This window comes from Bacillota bacterium, assembly GCA_030019365.1.
In the GTDB taxonomy this organism is placed as follows: domain Bacteria; phylum Bacillota; class Sulfobacillia; order JACIYH01; family JACIYH01; genus JACIYH01.
Genome location: JASEFA010000004.1, coordinates 1 through 14,268, shown reverse-complemented (window position 1 = coordinate 14,268; position 14,268 = coordinate 1). Strand labels below are relative to the sequence as shown.

The window sequence follows — 14,268 nt, the reverse complement described above, 5'->3', positions numbered from 1 at the left end:
CACCACCCAAAGCTTCGGCCGACGGGGACGCCAGTGAGCCCTGAAAAACGGACCGCCTTAACAGTATGCCGGCTGCGCACGATTAAGCCCAGCGACCTGGCACCTTTTTCCTTCGCGGGCAGAAACCCTACATCCTTCCGGCGCACGACCTTGACGTCTAGGTCCCGCCGCCCCGCTGTATACGTTACGGTAGACTCGGATACCGGTAACGGCTCACGTTTTTCCACGCGGATATGCCGCAGGACCGACAACTTCATGGGGCAAGTCCGAGAAGCGTCGGCTAAGAAGCATTCTTTATGGCAAACAGAAGGACAACGGGGCACGAATTGTCACAGGCAGTCTCCTCCCGCCCCTTGGGGGCGGGAGGAGACTACTTCTCCGGCTCCAGCCCGAAACGACTGGGAAAACCCGACCAGCTTCCCCGCCCGCCGCCTGAGCACAATGTCTTCGTCGGTCAATTCCGCATCGCCGGCTTCCTCCTGCGCACCGACGCTCACATAAAGCACGTCGGCCTCCCGGTCGTACCTCGCCACCAAAGCCTCATTTCCCCGCACCAAACGCGTGGCTGCACGGGCCAAGACCTTGGCCAGCGAAACCACTTCTGCTGCAGCGGCCACACAAGGCTCCTCCTATGTCAAGCTGCTGAGGCCGAGCAGCGACATCCGCCAGACGGGCAAGCCGCCTCCTCATCACGACAGAGCACGACCGACCCAGCCGAGCGGATTGTCGCGTGGCAGCAAGCGAGCCCACGCCCGCGCCCCCTGCCTACGCCGTAGCAATACCACCAACGGACCGCGGGGAACCACCCCGCACCCCGTCATCTACCATCGTCCCCTGACCCTGCGGATTGTGTAGATTCTGTGGATGACCGGACGACTCCCCACTTCGGGCCCTCACAAATCGCGTTCCCGGCTTCTCCTGTTAACAGCAAGGAAGAGGACCTTCCGTACCGTCACGTTCAGCGGTACCTCACGGTACTTACCACCCTTCCCATGCCTCACCCGCACCCGACCAGAACGCTCCCGCAGCTCCACGTCGTCCACCCGCAGGCCGGTGTGCAGGATCTTCACGTATGAAATCCCAATTCCGCCACCGACGCGGGGTCCCTAATGAAGAATGTCCTTGCAAACCCGCATCATTTCAAGGCCGATGTTCAGTTTGGGCTCTCACAAGCTTGATACCATCGGTGTCTCCAGAAATTGCGCCTAAAGCCTCATGTCACGGAGCGGGTGCCGGGAACAGCCACTGGCACCCGGTCGCGGCCCGATCCGGCATCACACAGTCCCCGTAGTTAGTGATAAAACCCGAAAGACAGTCCGGACAACGCCCGCGACCGGACTGCCCCCAAAAGGGACTCGAGCCGGGTCCGAATTGCGCGGCGAATTCCCCGGTGGGACGGGACGAGGCTGCAACTTGAGATTTCTATTCCCGAACCATAGGGCATCAAGTTCAGCGAGTGGTAGCCGCAACCTCATCGTCCTTACCGGGCGTGGCCTTCAGCGTCTGCTCGTTGTGGACAAGGTGCATCCGGTGAAGAGACATCAGCCACGAGAGGGCAGATTCCCCTCCCTGGTTCTGGTTGACGCCCATGTGGTGGATGCCGTCGAAGCAACCGCCCGTGCTGAGATCGCACAGGGCACTGTGGACGTCGTTCCTTCCCAGAAACCACGAGAAACAGTTCTCCATAGAAGCCAGCCAGCGCTTCTCCCCGCTCGCCCTGAGGGCTTCGTAGCACGCATCCATCAGGGCGGGTATCTCAACGGGTTGCTGGTCGAACCGGGCGCGCTCCTGTCCCCTGCGGCACCATCCGTCCGTTCCCACCAGCGAGATGTGACCGTCCTCCGGGTCTGTCTGAAGGTTGATAAGCCAGTCCAGCGCCCTGAGCCCGTCCCTTAGCAAGCCATCGTCCTTCAGGTGTGAGCCCGCCACGATCAACGCTTGCGGAAGACGCCCGTTATCGTATGTCACTGCGTCCTCGAACCAGGTCCAGTCCCCGGTGGAGTTCTCCCTCAGGAGGTGGGCCAGCCACGAGGCCTGGCTCATCGCCAGCGTCCTGACCTCGGTGTCGCCGGCAAAGTGCCGGAGGTACTCGATGCAGCCCAATACAACGTAGGCAGAGGCCCGGGGTGACCTCATGGCCGCCGCGGGTGATCGAACCCGGTTGAAGAGCCTGGCCGCCAGCCTGAACAGCGGCTCGACGGGCATGTGGTTCACGCAGTGGCCCAGAGCCCAGAGGGTCCGCCCGTGGCAATCGTCGGAACCTGCCTCCTCCAGCCACCTGCGGTCATACGACATGAAGTTCCTGACCTTGCCCGTCTCGGGATCCACCGCGTGGTTCACAAAGGCCGTGTAGGTACGGAGGAGCGGCCAGATACTCTCATCGGCCATGAGTTGCCAGTTCATGCCGGTCACCAGGAGAGCCCGGGAGTTGTCATCCGTGGAGTAGCCATGGAACCGATGGGGCGTTGAGTAGCAGGCGTGCTGCAAGAGGCCCACATCGTCGGTAAGGGTCCTGAGGTGTCCCAGGTTCACTTCGGGAAGGGTAGGCTGATACGTCGCTCTTGCCCACCGACGGGCCTCGGCCGCCTGAGGGCCGTATGCCCGGAAGGCGTCCACGAACGCCTCCATGTATGATCCAGCCACCACCGGCCAGGTCATTCTGCGGCCGAAGGTGTAGGCTTTGCTGCGCATCCTGTCCCTCAGAAGATGGTCTGAGAGGAGCGGCCTCAGGCCATCCGCCATGGCGGCGGGGTCCCGGAACGGGACCAGGACTCCCCGGCCCTCCGCCAGGATTTCCCCCGCGTACCAGTAGGGGGTGGAGACAATCGCTTTACCGCAGGCCACCGCATAGGCCAGGGTACCCGAAACGATCTGCTCCTTGCCCAGGTAAGGGGTGAGGTAGATGTCCGCGGAGACCAGGAACTCCAGGAGCTGTTCTTCGGATACAAAGCGATTATGGAACACCACGTTGTTCTGGAGGCCCCTCTCCTTCACCAGCAGCTCAAGGGAGAGGCGGTAGCTCTCGCCGTGGCGCTTTTTGACCTCAGGGTGAGTGGCTCCCAGCACGATGTAGAGCAGGTCGGGGAACTCCTCAGCCAGGCGGGCCACGGCCTCTATGGCGTACTCGATCCCCTTGTTAGGACTCATCAGCCCGAAGGTGAGCAGGACACGGCGGCCTTCGGCTCCACAGCACTTCTTGTAAAAGGCAGGATCCAGAAAGGGTACGTCCGGGGCACCGTGGGGGAACATGACGATCTTCTCCCTGGGCACATCGAACACGTCTGCCAGCATGTCGACCGCCCTCCCGGCCTGCACCACCACCGCAGTGGAGAGGGCGCAGATGGTTTTCAGCGTGACCCGCTGGCCCGGGGTGGGCTGCTCTAACACCGTGTGGAGGGTGGTCACCACCGGCTTCTTCATGCCCTTCAGAAGGTGGATGACAAGGTTTCCGTCCTCCCCTCCGAAGATGCCATACTCATGCTGGAGGGAAACCACATCCACGGGAGACAGGTTCAGGAACTCGGCGGCCTCGCGGTAGTCGGTCCAACGGTGTACCCTGATCTGGAGGCGGACCTCCGGAGCGTAGTCCCGGTGGTACTGCCCGGGATCCATGGCTACCACCTGCAGGCGCTGGCCGTCCACCTCACGGGCCCCCCCGAGCTCCCTAAGGCTGTTGAACAGGTGCTGGGAGAAGACGGCCAGACCGCACTGGCGTGGAGGATACGTGGACACGATGGCCACCCTGGGAGCTCTGGTCATGGCTCTACCTCCTCGCTTGGCCGCTCCGTCTACCCGGGGGACGGACACCCCCTCATGTACTCCATCACCTCGTCTATATTGGCGGATGCCAGGCATATCGCGGTGTCGGCCGCCCCGTAGTATATCCTCAGTTCCCTGGTGGTCTCGTCAACGATGGCCCCCGTGGGGAAGGTCACACCCGGCACGTCCCCCACATGCTCGTAACTGTAACGGGGGCCGAATACCCACTCGTCGCTCCTCCGGAGGACCCTCCAGGGCTCCTCCAGATCCAGCAGGGCCAAGCCCAGCCGGTAAAGGCTGCCTGCTGCCGTCACCCTCACTCCGTGGTACATCACCAGCCAGCCCTGGCGCGTCTCTATGGGGGGAGGACCCAGGCCCACCCTGGAGCCATCCCAGGAACCCGGCCTGGCGGGTATCACGACCCTGTGGTCCCCCCAGTACTTGAGGTCCGGGGAAAAGGCTATCCAGATGTGGGCTTCACCCCTGATGATGGGCCGGTGTATCAGCACGAACCGTCCGTTAACCCGTCTTGGGAAGAGAGAAGCATCCTTGTCCTCCGGCGGCAGAAGCGGCCCATATCGCCTGAACTCCTCGAAGTCCCTGGTGGTGTATAGCGATACCACAGGGCCTCCCCTGGAGAAGGACACACAGGTCACCGCACATTCCTCCAGCTCGTCCATCCACACTATCCGCGGGTCCTCGATCCCCCAGCGTTCTTCCTGATAGGAAGGATCCGGCTCGAGGGTTGGCCGGGAGGACACCTCCCAGCCGGACCTCCCGTCCGGGCTCCTGGCAACGGTGAGGTGGGAATAGCCCCTCAAATCTTCAACCCGGGCCAGGAGGACTGTCTGACTGCCACATTCCACGGCACCGGGGTTGAAGACTGCATTTGCCGGGTAGGGCCAGTTGTGCCGGGTCAGAATGGGGTTCCCCTCGTACCTTCGGAACAAAGATGTGGGGTCAAAGTCAAGCCGGCATGGGCCGGACATCCCGGCAACCTCCTCGATCAAGGTTCTCAATAGTACTTCGTCTGCCGGGCTGGCACCTCCTCTCTTGCCGGGCTGGCAGCAGGGGCAGCCCCGCAGATGTTCGCTGCACGGGGCGGCTGCCCACAGTCGATACATCATGCCCAGGCAAGCCGGCCGACAGCCCTCTCAAGATCCCTGAACGACGGCCTCGTATACCGCGCCATCGTGTTCAGGCTCGCATGCCCCGCCAGCGCTGCCACCCGGTCCAGGCTCTCGCCAGCGTCAACCAGCATCTTGCAGAACGTGTGCCTGAGCGTATGCACGGTGACCCGGTCCAGGCCGGCGAGCCGGGCGTACTTCCGCACCACCCGCTCCGCGGAACGCTCGTTGAGCCGCTCCCCGTAGCGGTTCAGGAACAGCCACTCGCCACCCGGATGGCCGGACTCCAGGTACTCCTTGAGCACCTTGCGGATGGTCACGTTCAGCGGCACCTCGCGGTACTTGCGGCCCTTGCCGTGCCTTACCCGCACCCGGCGCGACAGCTCCCTGAGCTCCACGGTCGTCTACCCGCAGCCCGCAGGCCGCGCTCACGCGCAGGCCGGTGTGCAGCAAAAGCATGATCAACACCCGGTCCCGCACGGTACCGTACCCCATGACCGCCCGCATCAGCGCGCCCACCGCCCTGCGGTCAAGCCACCTGGGGCCCGGGACCTGCTCGGGCACCCTCTTCACACCGGCAGCGGGGTTGAGAGAGCTCAAACCAGCCCCAGCCGCCCAGGAGAAAAACCTCGCCAGCGCTACCCGGGCGAGATTCACCGTGGCGGCCTTGTGTCCGCGACCTTGCAGCCACCGCCTGTGCTCAGCCACGTCAAGCGGTGTGACCGCCGCCGGGTCAAAAGGTCCGGAGCTTTGCTCGTACCACTCGGCGAATCGCCGCACGTGCCCGACACATTTCCGCGAATTCATCCAGAACACGGTCGATGTCCTCAGCGATAGCTACCGCCACGAGCTTCACCTCCTTCCCGAAAGGATTGCGCCAGAGACAACAGGCTGGAAGTACGACGCGCCAAACGACGCCGCTGCAAACGTCGGACGGGCCGATACAGCGGCCAACACCGCCCACCTCCGGAGCGACGAGTTCGTCGACAGGATGATGTTGCTCGGTTGCTCGGTCGGCTTCTTCACCGAGTACGTCCCCTGCGATGAGAACCCGAGGGAGGACTGGATGCTGGACGAGGCTCGGCGGCAGGCATTCCGCCAGCCGGTCCTGAAGCTCCGGCGGCGCGAGCCCATCGTCCTGGTGCAGCTCCTGCCCGACGAGTATGGCCGGGAAACCGCTGCTCGGCGGCGGGGCGTGCTTCCCTGCACATCAACTCCCAGGGCGGCGTGGAGCCCTGCCCCTTCGTGCCCGTTTCCTGCGATAACCTCTGCGAAGTGGGCCTCCTGGGCGCGTGCCGCTCGCCGTTTTTGCGGGCCATCCGCGAAAACCCGCCTTGCTCAGGCGACACCGCTTCGCCCTCTTCGAGCACCGCCTCGGTCCCGAGGATCTGGCCGCCGCCCTTCACACCCCCACGGCGGGGAACGGATCGGTGCATCCGCCGACACAGCCCCGGGTGCATTCGCCGAGTGGTAAGGGGGGCAACTCTCGTGACCACACCGGGACCGCTCAAAAACAAACTGCTCTTCCTCCTGACCGTCCCCCTGGCATGGGCGCCCTGGATTCTCATGATGGCGGCGACCAGCTCCGTACCATAATCCTCTCGACCCTGGGAGCTGCCTCGCCCCCTCCTGGCCCTGTACGTAACAGTAACCGAGAGACTCTCCAAAGGCCAGTTCAAACTGGAGAATGTGTTCAGGCAGGTCGGGATCAGGAACGCCCGCAGCAGATGGCTCACGGGTTCCGTCCTCGCGTTCCCTCTTGTCACGGCGCCGGAACCCTCATGAACTTCGCTGACGGGAATGAGACGGCGCTCAAGCTCCTGAAGCCGGGCCCCGACGAGTTGGGATGGTGGCTGGTGATCACCATCCCCATCCGCTTTGCGACCGCGATTTTCACGAGCCGGCTCCTTGAGGAGCCGGGATGGCGAGGATTTGCCCTGGTCGAACTCCAGAGAAGGCTCCCTCGGGAGCCGGCCAGCCTGGTCGTCGGTTCCTACTGGTTGCTCTGGCACCAGCCCATGAACATAGCTTTCGACGTGTACCCATCGCTCCACGGCTATGTCTCGATGGTGGCGGCGTCCTTTGTGATCGACTCCATACAACCTTTCGGACCGGAACCTCCTGGCCCCGATGCTCGTGCACCAGGCCTCGGGTAACGTGAAGGAACCACCGCTCGTGCTCCTGGCGGAGCCGAAAACCTGACAAATGTAGTTACACGCGGAGAAACTTCCAGCCCGGAAACCTTTGAGCGAAGCCAATCTACGCCTCATGTCTTCCTACAAACTGTCGAAAGCCGGTCTGGGTACTCGCCCCACCGGCGGACTTCACACCACCGCCGGCTCCAGTATCAACTCACCCTGCGCAAAGCAGTAGGGGACAGACAGGCATGTCCGGCTACTCGCCCGCAATTAGCTGCGCCAGCGGCTTCGCCGGCCGGAGAACCCTACCCAGTAGCAGTACCCCACCAGCAGAAGATAACACTCTAGCCTCGTCTCCTTCAGCTCATACCACCTGCTCCCAGCATGCCAGGACAAGTCCATTTTCCAAAGCGCCTCGGCTCAAAAAGAGCTGTGCTCCGTCCGGGCTATGATCTCGTCCTGGAGAGGTTTGCTGAGGTCGCAAAAGTAATCGCTGTACCCCGCCACACGGACGATGAGGTGCCTGTACTTCTCCGGGTCCTTCTGCGCAGCACGCAGGGTCTCCACGCCAATCACGTTAAACTGGATGTGGTGGCCGCCCAGCCGGAAATAGGTCCGCACCAAGTTGGCCAGCCTGTCAATTCCCTCATCACCCTCGACGATCTGGGGAGTAAATTTCTGGTTCAGCAGGGTGCCACCCGTACGCACGTGGTCCATCTTGGCGGCAGACTTGATGACCGCCGTGGGCCCGCGCCGGTCGGCACCCTGCACGGGCGAAATGCCTTCGGAGAGCGGTTGCCAGGCCTTTCTCCCGTCCGGCGTGGCTCCCACGACCGAACCGAAGTACACGTGGCACGTGGTCGGAAGCATGTTTATTCGGTACACCCCTCCCTTCGTGTTACCCCTTCCATCCACTGCTTCGTAGAACGCATTGAATATGGAAGTCATGACGGAATCGGCGTAGTCATCATCGTTGCCGTATCTGGGCGTCCTGTGAAGCAGCATCTGTCGCACTCTCTCCTCGCCCGAGAAGTTCGCCTGCAGCACCTCCAGCAACTGGCTCATGGTCAGGTTTCTCTCGTCGAACACGTGATACTTGATCGCGGAAAGGCTGTCCGTCGCCGTTCCCAAACCAACCCCCTGGATGTAGTTGGTGTTGTAACGCGCCCCGCCATCGTTGTAGTCTTTGCCCTTCTGGATGCAGTCGTCAATAAGAATGGACAGGAAAGGCACCGGCATGTAGTGAGCGAACATCCTTTCAATGATGTTGCTCCCTTTGATCTTGATGTCTATGAAGTACCTGAGCTGGGCCCTGAAGGCGTGGAAAAGTTGCTCGTAGCTCGTGAATTGACAGGCATCCCCTGTCCTCGGACCAGCCTGCTTCCCGGTCCGCGAGTCAACACCGTTGTGCAGAGCGAGCTCCAGTATCTTCACGAGATTGAAGTAGCCGGTGAGGATGTAGCTTTCCTTCCCAAATGCACCGGTCTCGACACATCCACTTGCACCGCCGTTCCGCGCATCCTCAAGGCACTTGCCCTGGCGCAGAAGTTCCTCGATGATCGCATCGCAGTTGAATATCGACGGCTGCCCCCAGCCCTTGCGGATCACCCTGCACGCTGCCTTGAGGAACCGGTCTGGGCTCTTCCTGCTCAGCTGGATGTTCGTGCTCGGCTGTACCAATCTCATCTCATCGATCACTTCGAGAAGGAGATACGTGAGCTCGTTAACCCCGTTGGAACCATCGGGCTTGAGACCACCCAGGTTGATGTTGGCGAAATCCGTGTATGTGGCGCTCTCCGCGGCAGTTACGCCGACCTTGGGTGGCGCAGGTTGGTTGTTGAACTTGATCCAGAAGCACTGCAGCAACTCCCTTGCCTTTTCCACAGTCAGCGTGCCGTCCTCAAGCCCCTTCTTGTAGAACGGATAAAGATGCTGGTCGAGCCGCCCCGGGTTGAAGGCATCCCAGGGGTTCAGCTCGGTGATAACCCCCAGGTGAACGAACCAGTACGCCTGCAACGCCTCCCAGAAACTCCTGGGGGGATAAGCAGGCACGCGGCTGCAAACCTCCGCGATCTGCTCCAGTTCCTCCCTTCTGTGGGGATCCCTTTCCTTTCCGGCCAACTCCCTCGCTTTCTCGGCGTGCCGCTCTGCGAACCTGATGATCGCGTCAGCACATATCGCCATGGCCTTCAATTCTTCCCGCTTGACATACGCCTCGGGATCGTTCAGGTAGTCCAGCCTGTCGCGGCTGGCCTGGATATCTCTCTTGAAGTCAAGGAAACCCTTACGGTAGATCTTGTCGTCCAGGACGGTGTGACCAGGCGCCCTCTGCTCCATGAATTCGGTGAAAACGCCGCACTCGTACGCGGTCTTCCACTCATCCGACATCTCCGCGAATATCATGTCCCGCATCGACTTGCCCTTCCAGAAGGGTATGATCTCCTCCCGGTACACGCCCCTCACTTCGGCACTCACCGCAAAGGGTACTTTCTCCCTGGAGTTGAGTATCTCGAGGTCCTCCAGGCTGTGGCAGCAGAGTTCCGGATACGTAGGCGTAGCCTTGGGGCCAGGACCCCTCTCCCCTACTATCAGTTCTCCCTCCCCGATGTAAATGGCCTTGTTCTCCATTAGGTACCTGAACGCCAGCGCCCGGCGGACGGGAACGGAAACCGCTGCACCATACTCCCGATAAAACCGCGTCACCAGTTCGGCCCTCTCGCTGGTTATGAAGGGCTTCAGATCCAGACTCTGCCGCCTCAGTATGGCAACCCGCTCGTTCATGATCAGGCCTACCCCCCGATCTTGATCCTCTTGTGAGCAGCCTTCAGCCTCTCCGCAATCCTGTTCATCGTTTCGTCGTCCGGCGGCCGCATTTCCGGTAGACTGTAGCGCCTGCTCAGCCGCGTGTACTTGTCAGCGCCGTGCCTGTGATACGGGAGCAAATGCACCTCTCTCACGCTCCTCAAGCCTGACAGGAACTCGCCCAGCCTGAGGAGGTTATGTTCGCTGTCAGTCACCCCAGGTATAATGGGAACTCGTACTATGATGCTCTCGTGATAGAGTGATAAGGCCTTAAGGTTGTCGAGTATCACCCTGTTGGAGGTACCCGTGAACTTCCTGTGCTCTTTGTCATCCATCAGTTTCAGGTCGTACAAGAACAGGTCGGTCGTCTCGCTTATCCTTAGAAGATCCTCCAGCTTGGCCAACCCCGTGGTCTCGACAGCCGTGCGGTACTCTTCTTCTTTGCACCTCTTCAGCAGAAGCTCTAGAAAACCTGGCTGTGCCAGTGGTTCACCCCCTGAGAAGGTTACTCCGCCCCCCGATTCCTCGTAGAAATCCCTGTCCTTCCGGATCTCAGCCATGACCTCCTCCGCAGTGACCTCCCTGCCCACGATCGTCCGCGCCCCGGCATGGCAAACTGTCACGCAATCTCCACACAGTGTGCACTTCTCGGTAACCGCCAGCACGGTACCACCCTGGTTGATTATGGCTCCGTGCCGGCAGACCTTAAGGCACTCGCCGCAACCAATGCACCTTCCCGCCCACAACATGATCTCCTGGCCAGGCCTCTGGCCTTCAGGGTTATGGCACCACCAACAACTCATCGGACAGCCCTTTAGAAACACCACCGTCCGAATTCCGGGCCCGTCGTGGATGGCATACCTCATGATGTCGAAGATTACCCCCGCCACCGGGGCGGCCACCTCCGCTGCATGCGTCTTCACTCTTAGCTTTGACGCCGGGAGCGGGTCAGCGTGTCGAGGGCGACGGCAAAGAGGATCACTGCCCCTTCGAACACGCGCTGGTAAAACGGCGAAACGTTAAGGATATTGAACCCGTTGGCCATTAATCGCATTAACAAGACCCCGAAAACGGTGCGCCAGATAGCACCTTCTCCCCCCAGGATGCTGGTACCACCAATGACCACCCGCGAGATCGCCTGCAAATCCACCAGCGAACCGATATCCGCTTGACCCTGGCTTATGCGTGACACCGTCAGGAGCCCTGCAAGTGCAGCACTGATGCCGTTAAGCCCGAATATGAGAGTCCTTACCCGGTCCACCCGGATGCCGGACAGGCGAGCGGCTTCAGCGTTGCCGCCGATGGCATAAACCGCCCGTCCAAACGTGGTCTTCGAAAGCAACATCCAGGTGAACACCACCCAGACAAGCAGCACGAAGATGGGGTACTTGATACCCATGAAACTGCCTTGGCCGAGGGTCTTGAACGCCGGGCTGCCCACTATGATCAGCCGGCCACCCGTCAGAATCATCGCCAACCCCCGGATCATGTAACCCGTAGCCAGGGTAGCGATGAACGAATGAGCACGAAATCCCGCAATAATAGAGCCATTTATCAGCCCAAACAGAAGACCAGCCAGCACGCCCAGTATCAACCCCGCCCCCACGTACCCATTGGCGGCAACCATCGCTGCTAAGCATCCCGCAAAGGCGAAGATGGCCCCTACCGAAAGATCGAAGTTGCCGCTAATGATTGCTAGAGTCATCGCACAAGCCACAATACCAACCTCGGCTGACTGGTCCACAATGTTATGCAGGTTCCTAACAGTTAGAAACGCCGGAGTTGAAAAAGAAAGAACCACGAACAATGAGACGAACGCCAGGATAATGCCATAATTGCGCAGGATCGTCCGGATCGTTGACAGCCCGCGCTTACTTGCGCACACCCTCGCCCAATCCATCGCTGCTTTGGTCATTCGTCGGCACCACCCTGGTCTGCGGCAAAGATCGCATGCATCACCCCATCTTGCGTTAGCTCGGAACCTGAAAACTCCCCAACGATGCGGCCTCGACGCATCGCGAGGACCCGGTGGGCGAGGCCAAGCACCTCTGCCAGGTCAGAGGAGATCAGCAAAACGGCCACCCCTTCGCGCCCGAGGGAATGGATTAGTCGGTATATTGCACGCTTCGCACCAACGTCCACGCCCGCGGTCGGCTCATCAGCTATCAATACATACGGCTGCCCGAAGAGCCACTTTGCAAAGAGGACCTTCTGCTGGTTCCCACCCGACAGTGATCTGGCTTCGACCCGAGGATCTGCCGGCCTGACATCCAGTTCCGAGAGCAATTGCCCCACCCGTCGATGCTCAATATGCGACCGTACAAAGGGCCCCCACGCCACTTGCCGAAGGTACGGTAGCGAGACATTGTGCCCCACCGGAAGCTTTAGGATGAGGCCTTGAAGTTTCCGGCTTTCGGGTAGCAAGGCAATACCGGCCTCGATCGCTTCCCGGGGCGAGCGTGGGTTCACAACCTTCCCCCGAACCCGGATCGTTCCTGCGGTCCGCCGATCCGCCCCGAAGATGGCTCGGGCCACCTCCGACCGGCCGCTGCCAACCAGCCCAGCCAGCCCGACGATCTCTCCCGCGCGGATCTCAAAAGAAATGTCCGCGAACGCCCCATTCCGGTCCAAACCATTTACCGACAGCGCAACAGGTGCTCTAGCCGCGGGGTATATCTTCTCCGGAAAACCGAGGGAGACGTACCGGCCGAGCATTGACTCAACCAGGCTCTCCGGTGTCTCCTGGCTCACCGGCGAGGTCCTGATGCACTGGCCGTTGCGGAGTACGGTCACTGTATCCGCGAGGGAGAGTACTTCTTCGAGGAAGTGAGACACGTACACAATGGTGGTGCCTATCGCCTTCAGCCTCCGTATGAGGGAGAACAGCCTCTGGGTTTCCTCCGCGGACAGAGCAGCCGTGGGCTCATCCATGATAATCAGCCGGGCATCCCGCGCAACAGCCCGAAGGATTTCCACCTTCTTTTGTTCAGCTAGGCGCAAGGAAGACACGAGAGCATCCGGAGGGATGTACAACCCTGAGTGAGTTGTCAACTGTTCGTACCGCTTACGCATTTCACCATTCTGCACAAACCCCCGCCGGATGCTCTCGATGCCCAGGAAAACGTTGTCCAACACTGTTCGCTGAGAGACAAGCGCAACCTCCTGCGAGATCAGGGCAATGCCGTCCGCCAACGCATCCCGCGGTGAACCATAAGCGACGGGACGTCCCTCCACCAGGATCTGACCACTGTCAGGCCGATACACTCCGCCCATTATTTTCCCGAGCGTCGACTTGCCCGCCCCGTTTTCGCCCACCAGGGCGTGGATTGTCCCGCGCTCGATGGCAAGGGAAACGTCCCTGAGTGCCTCGACGCCGTCAAATCGCTTACTTATGGACCGCAGGATCGCTATCGGCTGATTGCCCATGTCGCGTCACGGATCCCCATCGGCAGAAGTCACCTTGGTACCTACCACTGCGGCTGAAACTTGTCCAGATTCTCGGGAGTGATGATGGGACCTTCCGCTGGAAGAGGAGGTCGCCTGTCTTCCAGATTGATGAATTCCGGCACAGGCTCCCCGCGTACCGCTTTCGCGGCAACCTCGACCAGGAGCTGCCCCTGCGTGTACGGAATGTCGGCATAGCTGGCAGACAGCTGCCCGTCCTTTATGGCCTGCCAACCCTCCTTGCTGCATCCGTTACCGACGAACGCGATCTTCTTCTCGAGGCCGGCTTCCTTGGCCGCGTCATACGCTCCCAGAGTCATCTGATCGCCAGAGGAAACCACAACGTTGATGTCCGGTTGGGCCTGGAAGACATTCTGCATGATCTCCCGGGCCACATCCCGGCGGTACTGCGCCTCCTGGAAGGCAACAATCTGGATGTTGGGATAGTCCTTGATGACCTGCTTGAGAGCTTCGTAGCGGTCCTGGTCAATGGTGAGCGACTGCGCCCCAATCAGGTAGGCAACCTTGCAGGGGTTCTTACCTTCGGACGCCTTTACCACGGCCTTGCCCAGCCAGGTGCCGGTGGACCAACCGGTCCGGCCTACCACACACTTGACCCCAGGCGGATACGGCTTCAGCGACCGCGTGTCCGGGCCAATCGGCGCATCTGCCCCTATGACGACGATGCCCTTCTTCAGCGCCTCCTGGATCACCGGCACAACCGCGTTGCTGTCGTTAGGATGCACGATGAACGCGTCGTACTTGCCCGCGGTAATCGCGTCCTGGATCTGGTTGATCTGCTCTTGCGTGTTGAACTCGCACGAGAAAAAGTCAACCTCGGCGTTGAACTCCTTCAGCTTGCTGTTCACCCCGTCGATGCGGGCCTGATCATAGGCGTTGGCCCGCACCAGGATGAACATGGCGATACGGACGGGCTTCTGGTCCCGAGTTCGACAGTTGAGAGGCACATGTGGGAACGCTGGCGAGAGTAGAACCCA

At 60.9% G+C, this 14,268-nt stretch carries 11 protein-coding genes and 1 pseudogene; 1 reads left to right on the top strand and 11 read right to left on the bottom strand.

Translation table 11 applies throughout. The features are described 5' to 3' along the window. Nucleotides 1–329: 329 nt before the first annotated feature. From QME70_07925 to QME70_07900, 6 genes and pseudogenes are all read right to left on the bottom strand, one after another. Nucleotides 330–617, bottom strand: coding sequence for a DUF2283 domain-containing protein (locus QME70_07925; protein MDI6894520.1), 288 nt, complete (start codon nucleotides 615–617; stop codon nucleotides 330–332). Between the two features lie 318 nt (nucleotides 618–935). Beyond that, nucleotides 936–1,043, bottom strand: a pseudogene (locus QME70_07920) (integrase). A 406-nt stretch (nucleotides 1,044–1,449) separates the two neighbouring features. Beyond that, the gene (locus QME70_07915) at nucleotides 1,450–3,759 is read right to left on the bottom strand and encodes a glycosyltransferase family 4 protein (protein MDI6894519.1); all 2,310 of its coding nucleotides are present in this window, start codon (nucleotides 3,757–3,759) and stop codon (nucleotides 1,450–1,452) included. A 29-nt stretch (nucleotides 3,760–3,788) separates the two neighbouring features. Continuing rightward, the gene (locus QME70_07910; protein ID MDI6894518.1) at nucleotides 3,789–4,748 is read right to left on the bottom strand and encodes a glycosidase; all 960 of its coding nucleotides are present in this window, start codon (nucleotides 4,746–4,748) and stop codon (nucleotides 3,789–3,791) included. A 134-nt stretch (nucleotides 4,749–4,882) separates the two neighbouring features. Next, nucleotides 4,883–5,284: a tyrosine-type recombinase/integrase gene (locus tag QME70_07905; GenBank protein MDI6894517.1), complete on the bottom strand. Its 402-nt coding sequence runs from the start codon at nucleotides 5,282–5,284 to the stop codon at nucleotides 4,883–4,885. Between the two features lie 454 nt (nucleotides 5,285–5,738). Further along, on the bottom strand, nucleotides 5,739–5,912 hold the full coding sequence (locus QME70_07900; GenBank protein MDI6894516.1) for a hypothetical protein: 174 nt from the start codon (nucleotides 5,910–5,912) through the stop codon (nucleotides 5,739–5,741). Nucleotides 5,913–6,667: 755 nt separating this feature from the next. Here QME70_07900 and QME70_07895 point away from each other — a divergent pair. After that, a complete protein-coding gene (locus tag QME70_07895) occupies nucleotides 6,668–7,042 on the top strand; it encodes a CPBP family glutamic-type intramembrane protease (GenBank protein MDI6894515.1) in 375 nt (124 codons plus the stop codon). 402 nt (nucleotides 7,043–7,444) lie between these two features. On the opposite strand, the gene QME70_07890 is transcribed toward QME70_07895, so the two are convergent. The 5 genes from QME70_07890 to QME70_07870 all read right to left on the bottom strand — a co-directional run. Next, nucleotides 7,445–9,805, bottom strand: coding sequence for a glycyl radical protein (locus QME70_07890; GenBank protein ID MDI6894514.1), 2,361 nt, complete (start codon nucleotides 9,803–9,805; stop codon nucleotides 7,445–7,447). A gap of 8 nt (nucleotides 9,806–9,813) precedes the next feature. Continuing rightward, entirely contained in the window at nucleotides 9,814–10,716 is a 903-nt protein-coding gene (locus QME70_07885) for a glycyl-radical enzyme activating protein (GenBank protein MDI6894513.1), read from the bottom strand. A gap of 35 nt (nucleotides 10,717–10,751) precedes the next feature. Beyond that, nucleotides 10,752–11,741 carry an ABC transporter permease gene (locus QME70_07880; GenBank protein MDI6894512.1) on the bottom strand — a complete coding sequence of 330 codons (990 nt, stop codon included), beginning with the start codon at nucleotides 11,739–11,741 and terminating at the stop codon, nucleotides 10,752–10,754. Then, nucleotides 11,738–13,252 carry a sugar ABC transporter ATP-binding protein gene (locus QME70_07875; protein ID MDI6894511.1) on the bottom strand — a complete coding sequence of 505 codons (1,515 nt, stop codon included), beginning with the start codon at nucleotides 13,250–13,252 and terminating at the stop codon, nucleotides 11,738–11,740. The genes QME70_07880 and QME70_07875 overlap by 4 nt, the downstream gene beginning before the upstream one ends. A gap of 41 nt (nucleotides 13,253–13,293) precedes the next feature. Next, nucleotides 13,294–14,268, bottom strand: a 975-nt coding sequence (locus tag QME70_07870; GenBank protein MDI6894510.1) for a sugar ABC transporter substrate-binding protein, incomplete at its 5' end; no start/stop codon positions are given.